We start from the raw sequence: 14612 nt of genomic DNA, 5'->3' as shown, positions 1-14612 counted from the left end.
AAGATTTAAAGGACTGTTGAAAGAATTGTGTAATATCACTTCTTTAAACAGTCCTCATAGTATATTATATATCTTCCTAATATGGCTACATTTGTTGGTGCTTCTTCCACTGCAGGCTTTTCCACTAAGCCTTTTACTTTATATACTCTATGTTCAATATGTAATCCATCAACTATTCCATATTTATTAACATCTTTTTCTGGTGCTGTTTGCACACCTAAAACTGATGTCTTATATTCATCATAACAATCAATAAGTTGCTTTAAGCAAGGTTTTTCTTCGTTATATACAATATCATCTCCAAGAAGTACTGCAAATGGCTCATCTCCTACGAAAGTCTTAGCACATTGAATAGCGTGTCCAAGCCCCTTTGGTTCCTTTTGTCTTATAAAGTGAATACCCACCATATCTGATATATCTCTAACCATTTTAAGCATTTCTTGCTTTCCACTCTTTTCAAGTTCAAGCTCTAATTCAACAGATTTATCAAAGTGATCTTCAATGCACTTTTTACTTCTTCCTGTTATTACAAGTATTTCTTCAATTCCAGGGGCTGTATCAAAATAATATTTGATACAGCCCCTCATAATATAAATTACTAAAAGTTAAAATTACATGTTTTGAATTTTTCTAAAACTACTTTATTACAATTGTCACTAATATATAACTTGCTAATAGCTAACTCTATATTTTTATGTAACTGATCTTCATCACTTTCCATAGTTACATACTTAGTTAATTCATTGCTTATTTCTATAATAACTTCACAACATCTAGATTTCATACTTTCTTCAATTAAATTAAGTATTACTGATCTATAAATTATATAGCCATAAGTTGAACATAATTTTAAGTAATCTATAATTTCTTGTGATTTTATCTTCTTAAATCTATATTTGATTCTCATAATATCAGCTTGACTACAATTATCTTCGTTAATTATAAAATGTATAGCTGCATTTATAAATTCTTCTTTTATTTCTTCTGTTATATTGTTTTCTACGTAATTTAATATTAATTGTTCCATATTTAAACTCTTCATATCTCTACCCCATTAAAAAATTTCTCCAGAAAAAAGTTAGTGCTTAAATTTTTCTGGAGAAGTTATAAAATTATAGTATAGTTTTTAAATACTCAATAAATCCATCTCTTAACTTTTCTTTTCTAAGAGCATATTCAACTGTAGCCTCAAGAAATCCAATCTTATCCCCTACATCATATACCAGTTCTTTAGCTTTGTATACTCTATCTTCAATATGCAGTTCATCATGTAGTTCATCAACTATTCCATACTTATTAACATCTTTTTGATCTACTGTTTGAACTCCTAAAACTGAAGTTTTATACTCTCCATAACAATCGATTAATATACTTAATAAAAATTGTCTATAAAGTTTTATTCATCTTTTAGTCTATCTAATCATTATCTCTATTATTATTTTTCTTACCCTTAATCTTACTTACATACCTTATCATAATATCATCTTTAATAATGAATAGAATTAGTATATAGATAATTATTCCTACAATTACTTGTATAACAGTACTAATAAATGATACTGAAATATATTTTCCTACTATTTCTACAATAATAGTCATAATTATAGCCGCTATTAATGGTTTATAAAGCTTAGATAGTAAATACTTAAATGATATCTGTTTCTTTACAAATATAAAATTAATAATAGACATTATTGCCATAGAAACTACGGAAGCAATTACAGCACCAACTGCTTTAAATTTAATTATTAATATAATATTTAAAATAATATTTATAATAGCTCCAATAGAAACTGAAAAAATAAAATCTTTTTCTCTTTTAACTGATAATAAATACTGCCATCCAATAACACTATTAATTCCTAAAAATACAACTGTTGGTGCTAAAAGTTTTATTAAAATTATAACTCCTTCATAACCTTCACCAAAAAACCAACCTACAAAATTATCAGATATAGATACTAATCCACACATTATTGGAATAGCTATTATAAAAATAAACTCAAAAGACGAATGTAAATATCTTCTTATCTGTTTATTATCACCTGTCGCAAAACTAGATGCAATTCTAGGACTCATTACTAATCCCATAGATGTTACTATAGTTACGGCCATTTTTATTATTTTATCCGCTTGACTATATAATCCTACTTGGGTTATAGTTGATATTTTACCTAACATTATCTTATCCATAATCATATATACAGAATCTATACACTGTGGTAAAAATAGTATCAGAATCGGTGTAAAATGCTTCATAACTGTATTAAATTTAAATATAGGTTTTCCTATAAATTTTTTTGCACTAATCCATAATGATAAATTTCCTAATAGTAAAATTAAAACATGACACCAAATATATATATTTAAATCTGTACTACTTCTAACAAAAATGAATATACATCCTACTCCAATAATCTTAATAATAAAATTTCTTATAGTAATTACTTTAAATTCTTCTATCCCATAATATAACCAAGATATATCAAATATATTTGCAATTAATTCAAATAAAAATATAAATAAATATATTTTATATTCTGATTTTGGAAAATAGAAACTAAAAATTAATATACTTGTCCCTACTGTAATTAATCTAATAAAAAATAACTCCCAAAATACTAAGTTTGTTTTTTCTTTGTCATTTTGCACATACGCAATTTCACGTTGAGCATATATCGTTGACCCTAACACTCCAAACAATACAAAATATGATATTATAGAATATGTATAATTATATATTCCAACATTATCTACTCCAAGCACTCTAGCTATATAAGGAGTGGTTATCAATGGAGTAATTAATGTTAGAATTTTATATGATACATTATATAAATAATTTTTTGTAATTGATCTATCTTTCTTCATAATTTTATCCTCAGCCTATTATCTTTAATTTATATAAAAAATTAATCAATTTTTCTAATCTATAATAATATTTTTTACTTTAATTTTTATAAATATTTTATTCATTAATTTATCAATACTATTTTGTTTTATAATATCTATAAGTGATGAAAAAATTAAAATTATTAAGGCTACTATAAAAGCGTATATCCATAGTAAATTAGAATTGAAGAATTGATTATTTTTAAATATATCATTCCATAAAACATTTCTCATTAGAGGATTATCATGTATTAAATATACACCAAATGTAGCACTTCCTAATAAATTTATATATGGTTTATATTTAAATTTCCAATCCTTAAAAATTAAGAATACACTTAGTGAAAATAGCACTGTTGGTATTCGATTTCGTCTTTCAAAGAATGTAATATATTTATTAATAACTGAAATCTTATCAGCTAAACTTGTTAACACTATTACTGATATTAAAATTGTTAAAAAACTTATAACTATTATACTTACCTTTACTTTTAAACTACTAGTAATCTTAGGCTCATAAATCTTTATATAAGAGATAAGTATATACAAAGTAATAAACCAACTCAATTCATTATACATTAGCTCAAAAGGAGTAATTGTAGGAATTATGCACCATAAAGTTAAGCAAATACATAAAATCCTAAAATGAATATTTCTATTAATACTTTTAATGAAAATATTTATAAATGGTACTAGTATATAAAATATAATATATGAAGTTGCAAACCAATATAAATTGCTCAATATAGGAAATATACTTTTTATCAATGTATACAGATCTTGATTATAAATTTTAAAGGTCACAAATATAATTATAAATCCTACTGAGTAACTCCATACTTTATATGATATCTTTATTACTCTCTCTACTTTGAAATTCCATTCAACCATGAAATAACTTGAAATCATAACAAAACAATTTATACCAAAATCTCCACCAAACTGTACAAACTCTAAAAAAACCTTATTAATTGAAAAAGAATGTTGAGATAAATTAAAATTACCATGATAAGAAAAATGCCCCAATATTATAGCAAACATACTTATTACTCTTAAAAGTTCAAAATTAGAATTTCTTTTTAACTTATTATGCTGTTTCATTGTTTTTTCCTCTTATACCTGATATTTTTTCTCTTTTTGTCAATAATTGATTTCTTCTTTTCTTATGAATAGTAATAAATATTGATAAAGGTAAATACCTATATATTCCTCTTAATATTTTGTGTCTTATTGATGAAGGCTTAACTATTTTAGTAAAACTATCATCATAAGGAGATTTCGCTTTCATTTCTTCCCAATACCTTGAATAATCATTTATATTATCTTCATACCATGGTCTTCCTACAATACTATCAACATAATGGATAATTATAGGTTCTTTTAAAGCATTTATTAGTTCTTCATTCGAATAATATTCATGATTAAACCCATTTAACCAACGTATATTTTTTTCTCCCCACTTATATTCTGGATAAAACACCATATATTTAGGGCTTAATGTTAATATTTTATTTTTACATATTATATTAATTAAATCTTGATCATGAAAAGAATAATTACTTTTAATATTTTTTATATGCTCTATAATTTTATTCGTATAATTTTCTTTTTTCCATATCTCACAATTAAATAGTAATACTCCAGAATTATAATAATTATCTTGCTCTGAAAAATTTATATATTTTTTATGAAACTGAGGTAAAATATCTAAAATTCCCGCCAATGCATATTCCTTCATGTCAATGCTAAATAATTCATTTAATGAATTTACAACACAAGTATCACAATCTATATATAATATTTTATCAACATAGTCTGGTAAATATTCAGTAATAAAAAATCTAGAATATGCTGCATATGATCCAAATTTCCCTTGAGAATTCACATTCATTTCCTTTAATTTTTTTAATTTATTTGTAACATCCACAAAAAATATTTTTCTTTGATATTTTTTTGTTAAAGACCTCATAATATTCTTAGTTTTTTCTTTTATTCCACCATCTAATATGTATATCTCAATTTCTGTTGCATATCTATTTTTTTCGAAAACTGACGTAATTGCTACTGTTGCTAATTGAGCATAATTTTCATCTGTAGCTAAGCAAATATATAATGGTCTCATTGTTTTCCTCCTAGAATCCACCTTTTGAAAATTCGTAAGGTTTAATCTTTAAAATTTTTATCATTTTAAATCGAAAAATACGATTTTTCCAATAAATATAAGAAAAAAGTTTTTTAAAAAAACTTTTTTGTCTATTTTTAGAAATCTTTTCTCTTAATTCTTCACAATAATACTTATTTTTATTTAAATCACAAATATCAATTATTTCTTCATTAGATAAATCCTCTTTATTGATAAACTTATTAGGAACAATCATATATTTATCGTTACAATTGTCATTATTTTGCATACTCCTTTTTTGGAAATGAACATATGCAACCTCTTCTTCAATTCTTTTATTATCTTGTAATATTATATTAAATAACTTTCCTTTATCCCATTTAAATACTTGAATGATTTCTTCTGAATCATCATCTTTACTTAAATATGAGTATAGCTTTCTAAACGTAAAGAAAAAACTATCTAAATCAGCAAATATCCCTTCATTATAAACTTTAATATTCTCCTTATTAGCAATTCTTGATATTCCATAAGGATATTCATCAAAATTATTAAATAATAGGCCAGCTGAAAAGGCATCTTTATAGTTTATACAATCGAATTTTTTAACTTTATATAACTCATTCATTTTTTTGTTGTTTTTTAATAATGTAAGATGTCCATGTGATAATATTTTTTCATTATTAGTAAGAATATCGTCAGTCAAAAACTTTCTTAAATCTCCAAATATTAAATCAATATCGCACCAACCCCAAAAATCATATCCTCTAATTTCATCTTGAAATATATCTCCATATGCTGGTTTAAAAGTGGAAAGTCTATATGGAGTTGGAATTTTTATTTTAAATTTATAGTTTTTTTGTATTCTATTTATACATTCTTCAAAACTTATATTAATTATTTTTATATTATTAGGTTTATCCGTTATATTATTATCTGTAATTAATAAAAAATCTATATCTGAATTATATTTAACAGATTTCATCCACAAATCAAAATAATTTGGGAATTCACCAAAATAAGGTATTATTATAATAATTTTTTTCATTTATTTTCTCTCCGTTAGAATATTATAAATATTACTTAATTTAATTGAATTTTCCTTCATATCACATCCACTACTTTTAATACTACTTGTTATATTTTTTAGATTTCTATCATGGGGAACTTTACATTCTAATATTTTCTTTGCCCATATCTTCTCACTATTAACAATAGATATAAAATCTGAATTTTCTGTTACATCAACTTCTCTAGTAATGGTATTAGAGAATATACATTTTAATCCATTAGCCTGAGCTTCAATTCCTACAATTGGATTCCCTTCAAAACAAGACGGTAAAATAAATAGATCCATTGTAGATAATAAAGGAGCTATATTTTTACTAATACCATAAAATATAAACTTTTCATAAATGCCTAGTTCCTTTGCTTTTTCCTTAACATCATCTAAAAGCTTTCCTTCTCCCACCCATAAAAACTTAAAATTATCATTTAATTTATTTAGTTCTGATATAATTTTCACTATATAAAATGGATTCTTTTGTTGTGTAAATCTACCTATCGTTCCAATTACAAATTCGTTTTCTATACCCAATTCTTTTCTAATTTTCTCTCTATCGCTTTTATTATATTTAAATTTTTCAATATCAATACCGCAACTAAAAACAGAATATGGCTTGTTTTTTAATGTACTTTTCTTAAACATCCATGATAATGTTATATCAGAAACAGCAATACAGTAATCGACATTATTTCCATAAATAAACTTACAAACTTCATGAAATGCTCTCTTTAATATTTTTTTTGGAGCTTCTACATTACTACCATGGCAATGCATTACTACTTTTATATTTGGCAACTGTTTCTTAACACTATGAGCAAGTATAAAAGCATCTGCAGTACCAGCATTAATATGAACAATTTCATATTTATTCTTATTAATCAATTTGACTAATTCTTTTTTTCTAGAACTAGTTCTTTCAAAAATATTTCCTTCTACTTGGTTAAGAGAGAAAAACTCTCCCCCCCTATCTAAAATTGGTTGAGTAAAAACAGATTCCTTTTTACATTTTCTAATAGTAAGTATATCAAATATATATTCATCCATTTCATTTATATAATTACTAATATACCTCTCTACACCACCAGTTCCCCAACTAGAAACAATATGTAATATTTTTTTCATTAATAATTCCTCACTTTACTTCTCCCAAGCATAAATGGAAAATATCTATTTATAATAATTGCTACTGGTATTAATAAAATTACTTCAAGTATTAAGTATATAATTAATAATAAAATCATCTTTCCATTTATAACTTGTTGTGATAATACCTCACTTTTTTTTAATACTACTAATATTAAGCTTTCAACTTTCCCATGAAATGCATAATAAATGAACGAATTTCTTCCTATAAAAGATAATAGCTTTATATTAGGAATTAAATTCACAATTTGGAGTATCATAGCCAGACCAAGCCCAGATATTGTAAAATATCTCAATATACTTTGTCCGTAATTATAAAATACAATTGGGTCTCCCTGTTTATATACATATTGCATTGATACTATAATAAAATACATTATTAAAGTAAGCATTAATGAATAATAATTTATAAACTTTCTTAATTTATTTTCATTTTGTTTATATAATGCTCCTAGCCCCATATAAAAACATGCTGATCCATACATTTGAATATGCCATGGTAATGGTATACCAATTGTCTTATCATAAATTATGCTACAAAAACATAATAATAAAATAGTAATAATAAAAATCTTTTGCTTATTAATTAATTTATTAACAAAATAAAATACAATACTTGCTCCAAATATGCATGCTATAAACCATAACTCATCATTTTTCCCTCTAATCTGAAAAAAACAATCCTTAATGTCTTGACTTATAACTTGGTCATTATTGAATGTTAATAATAACCTACTTCCAATATTTATTAAACTAAAAATAAACATCGGGACTAGTAAAGTCTTAACCTTATTTATAAAAAATTCACTAAAGCTTCTCTTATTATTAAATGTGTAACCTGATGCAAAGAGAAATGCAGATAAAAAAAATGGGCCATAAAAATAACTCCATTGACTAGGACAAAAATCAATATGTCCTAACATTACAAATAACATTGATATAGCTTTAAGTAGATCTATCCATAGAACTCTCTTTTTTATATTATCCACCAAAAATCCACTCCTAACTAATAGTCTTTACTTCCTTAATTCTTATCAAAAATTAATATTAATATTATAAAGCTAAATAAATACTGTTGTGCTCCATAAAATCCATTAATATTTGCATTCCATAATATATATACAGCTATTAAACTTAACTTCATTATTATACTCTTATCATTTTTAAAAAATAATTGCCTTCCAAATTTGAAAAATAAATTTAAAATAATCAGTATATATCCTATAAGTCCTATCCAGCCTACAGATAATAATATATTTAAAAAATCATTATGAGCACCAATTTTTAATCCATAAAACTGTTCATTTATCTGATAAACAAATGCAAATCCCTTTCCTAAAAGCTGTTCTATTATGCTTAACTTTGCGAATTCTTGTATATCAATTTTCCACCAAATTAATCTACCACTGGATACAGCTTCCCAGAAATTACTGGACACATAAGTATTATTCCCCATAGATATAAACCTTTCTAGAACATTTGAATTAATAATTAAATACACAGTTGCCACCAAAATAATAGGTGTAATTATCCATTTTGTTCTTAATTTCCCAATGTTAAATTTATAATATACAAATAATAAGATTATTTCTGGTATACAATAAGTTCTTGAACCTGTCATTAAAAGTATCATAAATAATATTCCAAGAATACATACCTGGTATAGTTGAAATTTTCTTTTTTGATATATAAATATAGTTAATGCTGTAACAAAGCAAATATTTCCTGCTAATTTATGACCACTTTCTGCAAATCCATAGTATAGATTGTCACCATTAATATACTTATAACAACTTGGCATAATTAACCCAATTAACAACAAACCTACTATAAAAAATACATATCTATTTAATAGTTTAATTTTATTAGATAAAACTTGCTTCAAATTAATACGTACATTGCTTTCACACAATTTCCATATAAGTGATGTAGTTGATATAAAAAACATTAAATGTTCAATTGTAATAGAATGCTCTACTGAGTGTAAAATAGCTAACCCTGAAAATATCCCCAAAAATATACAAAAAAATATATCTTTTATTTTTAAAGTTTCTTTAAAAATTATTGCAATATTTATTAATAATAATCCACCCAAAATTTTCCCTATTTGCAAAAAACCCGGATAAAATTTATTTGTAATTGAAATAAATGAATTTATAATTATTAGATATACTAATAATCTGTAACATGATTTGTTCATTATACCACCTTTATCTAGTATATATATTATAAAAATGCTTCTCTAATTTTCTATTTATTTTTTTTATATTAAAATATTTATCTATTTTAGCAATATTATTTTTAGATATTTTCTCTAAAATCTCTTCATTTTCATAAACATATTTTATTACTTCTGCAAGTTTTGTAATATCTCCCGGTTCTATTAAAAAACCATTTTCCTCTTCTATAATGACTTCAGGTATTGCTCCAACCGTAGTACTAATTATAATTTTTCCACTTGCCATTCCTTCTAAAATAGTCATTGGTAATCCTTCATTATAAGATGGTAACACTATGACTTCTATGCTTTTTAACAATTTCATTTTTTTCTTTGTATCAATCCATCCTGTAAATTCTAGTTGATTCAATACTCCTAATTCTTCAGCCAACATTTTAGCTTTTTCAATTTCACCATCTCCAGCAAAAATACACTTAACTAGTACTCCCATATCTTTTAATGCTTTAATCGCATAAATTAAATCATATGTACCTTTCCTTTTCCCTAATCTCCCCAAAAACAGCAATTTATTTACTTTTTGATTCCTATTAATATTTATGTTTTTAAATTCTTTGGTATCTACAGCATTATTTAATACTACAACATTTTTAAATTTTATCTCATTTTCAAAAAAACATTTCCATGTTTCTGATAATGCAATCACCAAATCAGCTTCATTAATTGTGTCAGTTATCATTTTTTTTCTTTTATCATTTAACGCTCTGTAAAACTCCATATATGCTGCACCATGCACATGAACTATTACTTTTTTATTATTTCTTTTTAAAAATTTTATGTACTTAATCTTACGAAAAGTACTCCCATATGAAGCCATATGAATATGAAAAATATCGTATTGCTTATATAATAAATGAAATTTTATATAAGCATATATACAAAACATTAATCTCTTCAATTTATTTCCATCAATAAATGAATCAAATAAATCAATTTTATATCCTTGAAAGCTTACCTTATCTTTATATATTCCATCAATAACAGTTGCCATTCCTCCTTTAGATCTAGTTACACTAGGTCCTATTTCTAATACTTTAATCAATTTATTATTCATATATTTAGTCCTCATCTTATATTCTAATACTAAAAAGTATTCTTATTATATTTATATAATTCATCATTTTAGCTACTTATAAATTTTTTCATCAAGTTCACATAATATACGATCATTATTAGATATAACTCTTACTTCTTCAAAATATACTTTTCCATTTGAACAATCTAAATCAACAACCCTGATGAATTCAAAATCTCCTGATAGCAACTTCACTACTGATAGCATATCAATATTTTTATAATAATTATCTAATACTGTTCATATTTATAAAAATACTTTATTATAATGCGCCACTATTATAAATATACTGATACAATTTACCTTCAAAATATTAACTTTAAATTCTTATTCTTAAAATAATATTTATTTCTCAGATAGTTTAATCATACTTCCTAACATATTTAGACCATTTTCATTATAATATCTTGCTGCACACCCAGCCGGTGTAAATGTCATTTCACCTAAAATTGGTTTACCATTTAAATCATAAAAATCCACTCTTACAAATGGAAATGGCTTGGATAATCTTTCAGCTATTTTTAACATTTCATCATAACACTCTGGTTTATTAGGATATTCATCACTTAAGAAATCTGGATTTCCTATATTCATTTCTTTCCATTTCAAATCCATAAACTTCATTTTTACTTCTTTAGCTCTTTCCGTACATACTAGTGTTAATTTAGGTTTACCATTAAAGCAATAAATCTTATAATCATTAGGTAATACTCCATCTTTTGTTTCTATATATTCTTCACATATTATTCTCGGTATCATTTTATCGTATTGACTTTCTAATGCTTCAAATACATATCTAGTTTTTAACCATTTTTTCAACTTCTCATTTGCTTCATTTATATTTAATTTCGACTTATCATCACAGATTATATTAAATCCACATCCATGCGTACATTTTATAGCAAATTTTTTAGGAAACTTACTCCACTCTATATCTTCACTTTGCTCATAAATACCATATAATTTAGGTAATAAGTTTTTATATCCTAAATCTTCTACATACTTTCTAACTTCATATTTATCTGCACACTTCACTACTAATTCGTTATTATCATATAATTTAAGCCACATAAGCTTTTCATTAAATGTCTTCGGTTCTTTCAAATTTAGTTTTTTTCCTGTTGAAATTCTAAATAATATTTTTGATGAAAAAACTGGAGAAATATTATATATTATCGGTGTAATCCTTCTCCACACAAATTTAACAAGTCTTCTAACTCTCTTATTCTTCATACATCCTCCAATTTGATATTTACTATACTTTATCTATAAATTCTTCAATATATTTCAAAATATTTTTAGTATTGGAAACATATGAATTAAATTTAAGTTTATCAATTTTAGTTAATGCTCCTTCTAATTCATCTATTCTCTTTATACCTTTAATAAAATTCATTTCTTCAAACTGTTCAATAATCTGTAACTGATGATCATCAACATGTTCTCCAAATTTAGATAATCTAGATACAGCTATAACTTTCTTCTCTTTTTTAACTGCACCAATTATAGCTCCAGTTCCACCATGAGTAATAACCTTATCACACTTCCCCATAATATCGCTAAATTCATCTCTATCTAAGAAATTCTTATATTCATAATTTTTTGGTTCATAATCGCTATATCCTGTTTGAGCAAATACTTCTTCTGTTATTTTTCCTTCTTCAACTAATCTATCAATTTCAATTAATAATCTATTAAATTGAAATTTTTGAGATCCTAAAGTTACAAAAATCAATATATTCCCCCCTCATATATAGCCTCTGGATAATATTCCTTCATTTGCTCCCATTGAACATAAAATTGATCAGCAAATTTATAAATTAATTTACCTGTTAATGTAGGTGAAGTTACCTTTGCAAAAGATTCAATAAATATAATCTTTTTCTTTAAAACCTTAGCAAATATACATATAGGTATTGTTGCTAATGCACCTGTTGATATAATTACATCTGGTTTTTCTCTAAGAAATATTTTAAAACTCTTAAAAGCATTAGTTATCATCTTAAATACGAAGGTTTTCTCATGTCTATTTACTTGATTTAAGTAATAAATTTTTCTATTGTCTTTTATCACCGAATATCCTGTTTTTTCTGTTACAATAAAACTATCATACTTATCCATAAGTGGCTTCAACATCATTAACTGTTCAAAGTGTCCTCCAGTTGACGCAGTAAAACAAATTTTCTTCATTCCTATTGCCCTCTTTAATATTTATTAGTCTCTACCAAATAAATCCCTAGTATAAACTTTCTCTTCTACATCAAATAACTCTTCTGCTAATCTATTAGAAACAATAACATCACTAATAGTCTTAAATTCCTCTAAATTTCTAATAACTTTAGAATTAAAGAAACTTTCTTCCTTAAGAACAGGTTCATAAACTACAACTTCAATTCCCTTAGCCTTAATTCTCTTCATTATTCCTTGAATTGATGAAGCTCTAAAATTATCTGAATCAGTCTTCATAGTTAATCTATAGATACCAACTACCTTTGGATTTTTCTTAATTATTTGTTCTGCAATAAAGTCTTTTCTTGTTCTATTAGCTTCAACTATAGCTCCAATAATTTCATTTGGAACATCTTCATAATTAGCTCTTAATTGTTTAGTATCCTTAGGTAAACAATACCCACCATATCCAAAGGAAGGATTATTATAATGGCTTCCTATTCTTGGGTCTAATCCAACACCTTCAATAATTTGTTTAGTATTTAAACCTTTCATTTCTGCATAAGTATCTAACTCATTAAAATAAGCTACTCTTAATGCTAAATATGTATTAGAGAAAAGCTTAACTGCTTCTGCTTCAGTACTATCTGTAAATAATACTGGAATATCTTCCTTAATAGCTCCTTCTTTTAAAAGATTAGCAAACTTTTCAGCTCTTTCAGATTGTTCACCAACAATAATTCTTGAAGGATGAAGATTATCGTATAGAGCCTTTCCTTCCCTTAAAAACTCTGGAGAGAAAATTATATTGTCTGTTTCAAACATTTCCTTAATTTTCTTGGTATATCCAACAGGAACTGTAGATTTAATTACCATTGTTGCCTCTGGATTAATTGAAAGTACATTGGCAATTACAGCTTCAACACTTCTTGTATTAAAATAATTCATTTCTGGATCATAATTTGTTGGTGTTGAAATAATTACAAACTCAGCATCTTTATATGCTTTATAAGAATCTGTTGTTGCTACTAAATTTAACTTCTTATTTTTTAAATAATCTTCTATTTCTTTATCTACTATAGGTGATACTTTATCATTAATCATATCTACCTTTTCTTGAATTATATCAACTGCTACTACTTCATTATGTTGAGCTAATAAAATTGCATTAGACAATCCAACATAACCTGTTCCAACCACTGCTATTTTCATTTTCAATTCCCCCATTTTTATACTATTTTATATAAAAACTAAGATGCATTTTTATCTCCCAAAAGCACTAATACAGTTTTTAATATAAGCTTCATATCTAATTTAAAGCTTCTTTCCCTTACATATTTAATATCAAGCTTCATCCAATCCTCAAAATCAATATTATTTCTTCCACTTATTTGCCATATACATGTTAATCCTGGTTTAACTTCAAGCCTTTCCATCATCCATTGTTCAAACTTTTCAACTTCCTTTGGAAGACTTGGCCTAGGCCCAACTAAGGACATATCGCCCTTAATAACATTAATAAGCTGAGGTAATTCATCTATAGATGTTTTTCTAATAAACTTACCTACCTTTGTTATTCTAGGATCATCCTTTATTTTAAACATAGGTCCTGACATTTCATTTTGACTTTCCAGTTGTTCTTTAAGTTCTTCTGCATTAATTACCATTGATCTAAATTTATACATATAAAATTCTTTTCCATTTAAACCTACTCTTTTTTGCTTAAAAATCACTTCACCTTTAGATTCTAATTTGATTAACATTGAAACTATTAAAATAAGTGGAGATAGTAATATAAGTCCTGTAAAAGATGCTACTATATCAATTATTCTTTTAATTACTTCATATAATATATTACTTCTTTCATTTTCGATTACTTCACTCATTTAACCCCTCCATTTAAATGTTTATT

At 25.1% G+C, this 14612-nt stretch carries 15 protein-coding genes and 2 pseudogenes; all 17 read right to left on the bottom strand.

All coding sequences use genetic code 11. From position 1 onward, the window contains the following. Nucleotides 1–62 precede the first annotated feature (62 nt). A pseudogene (locus tag H8R92_RS00910) lies at nucleotides 63–554 on the bottom strand (UTP--glucose-1-phosphate uridylyltransferase); the annotation flags it as partial. A 44-nt stretch (nucleotides 555–598) separates the two neighbouring features. Further along, nucleotides 599–1042 (bottom strand): hypothetical protein, encoded by a 444-nt coding sequence (locus H8R92_RS00905; RefSeq protein WP_186834431.1) that lies wholly within the window; start codon nucleotides 1040–1042, stop codon nucleotides 599–601. Between the two features lie 70 nt (nucleotides 1043–1112). After that, a pseudogene (locus H8R92_RS13110) lies at nucleotides 1113–1376 on the bottom strand (hypothetical protein); the annotation flags it as partial. A 40-nt stretch (nucleotides 1377–1416) separates the two neighbouring features. Continuing rightward, nucleotides 1417–2868 carry a flippase gene (locus tag H8R92_RS00900; RefSeq protein ID WP_186834430.1) on the bottom strand — a complete coding sequence of 484 codons (1452 nt, stop codon included), beginning with the start codon at nucleotides 2866–2868 and terminating at the stop codon, nucleotides 1417–1419. A 54-nt stretch (nucleotides 2869–2922) separates the two neighbouring features. Further along, on the bottom strand, nucleotides 2923–3990 hold the full coding sequence (locus H8R92_RS00895) for an acyltransferase family protein (RefSeq protein WP_186834429.1): 1068 nt from the start codon (nucleotides 3988–3990) through the stop codon (nucleotides 2923–2925). Then, nucleotides 3977–5011, bottom strand: a complete 1035-nt coding sequence (locus tag H8R92_RS00890) for a glycosyltransferase family 8 protein (protein WP_186834428.1) — start codon at nucleotides 5009–5011, stop codon at nucleotides 3977–3979. The genes H8R92_RS00895 and H8R92_RS00890 overlap by 14 nt, the downstream gene beginning before the upstream one ends. Nucleotides 5012–5021: 10 nt before the next feature. Continuing rightward, nucleotides 5022–6059 (bottom strand): DUF6625 family protein, encoded by a 1038-nt coding sequence (locus H8R92_RS00885; RefSeq protein WP_186834427.1) that lies wholly within the window; start codon nucleotides 6057–6059, stop codon nucleotides 5022–5024. Continuing rightward, nucleotides 6060–7199 (bottom strand): glycosyltransferase, encoded by a 1140-nt coding sequence (locus H8R92_RS00880; protein WP_186834426.1) that lies wholly within the window; start codon nucleotides 7197–7199, stop codon nucleotides 6060–6062. It abuts the gene before it with no gap. Continuing rightward, nucleotides 7199–8209, bottom strand: a complete 1011-nt coding sequence (locus H8R92_RS00875) for an acyltransferase family protein (protein WP_186834425.1) — start codon at nucleotides 8207–8209, stop codon at nucleotides 7199–7201. Before H8R92_RS00875 ends, H8R92_RS00880 begins: the two co-directional genes overlap by 1 nt. Nucleotides 8210–8244: 35 nt before the next feature. Beyond that, a complete protein-coding gene (locus H8R92_RS00870; protein WP_186834424.1) occupies nucleotides 8245–9315 on the bottom strand; it encodes an O-antigen ligase family protein in 1071 nt (356 codons plus the stop codon). 115 nt (nucleotides 9316–9430) lie between these two features. Next, nucleotides 9431–10510, bottom strand: coding sequence for a glycosyltransferase family 4 protein (locus tag H8R92_RS00865; RefSeq protein ID WP_186834423.1), 1080 nt, complete (start codon nucleotides 10508–10510; stop codon nucleotides 9431–9433). A 72-nt stretch (nucleotides 10511–10582) separates the two neighbouring features. Beyond that, a complete protein-coding gene (locus H8R92_RS00860) occupies nucleotides 10583–10738 on the bottom strand; it encodes a hypothetical protein (RefSeq protein ID WP_186834422.1) in 156 nt (51 codons plus the stop codon). A gap of 138 nt (nucleotides 10739–10876) precedes the next feature. Then, nucleotides 10877–11764: an ATP-grasp fold amidoligase family protein gene (locus H8R92_RS00855; RefSeq protein ID WP_186834421.1), complete on the bottom strand. Its 888-nt coding sequence runs from the start codon at nucleotides 11762–11764 to the stop codon at nucleotides 10877–10879. Nucleotides 11765–11786: 22 nt separating this feature from the next. Further along, nucleotides 11787–12266 carry a PssE/Cps14G family polysaccharide biosynthesis glycosyltransferase gene (pssE, locus tag H8R92_RS00850; protein ID WP_186834420.1) on the bottom strand — a complete coding sequence of 160 codons (480 nt, stop codon included), beginning with the start codon at nucleotides 12264–12266 and terminating at the stop codon, nucleotides 11787–11789. Next, a complete protein-coding gene (gene pssD, locus H8R92_RS00845) occupies nucleotides 12263–12721 on the bottom strand; it encodes a PssD/Cps14F family polysaccharide biosynthesis glycosyltransferase (RefSeq protein ID WP_186834419.1) in 459 nt (152 codons plus the stop codon). Before pssD ends, pssE begins: the two co-directional genes overlap by 4 nt. 24 nt (nucleotides 12722–12745) lie before the next feature. Continuing rightward, the gene (locus tag H8R92_RS00840; RefSeq protein WP_186834418.1) at nucleotides 12746–13912 is read right to left on the bottom strand and encodes a nucleotide sugar dehydrogenase; all 1167 of its coding nucleotides are present in this window, start codon (nucleotides 13910–13912) and stop codon (nucleotides 12746–12748) included. A gap of 38 nt (nucleotides 13913–13950) precedes the next feature. Then, a complete protein-coding gene (locus H8R92_RS00835; RefSeq protein ID WP_186834417.1) occupies nucleotides 13951–14586 on the bottom strand; it encodes a sugar transferase in 636 nt (211 codons plus the stop codon). Between the last annotated feature and the right edge of the window lie 26 nt (nucleotides 14587–14612).

It is taken from the genome of Clostridium lentum, from assembly GCF_014287815.1.
Classification (GTDB): Bacteria; Bacillota; Clostridia; order Clostridiales; family Clostridiaceae; genus Clostridium; species Clostridium lentum.
This window is presented reverse-complemented; position numbering and strand designations above follow the sequence as displayed.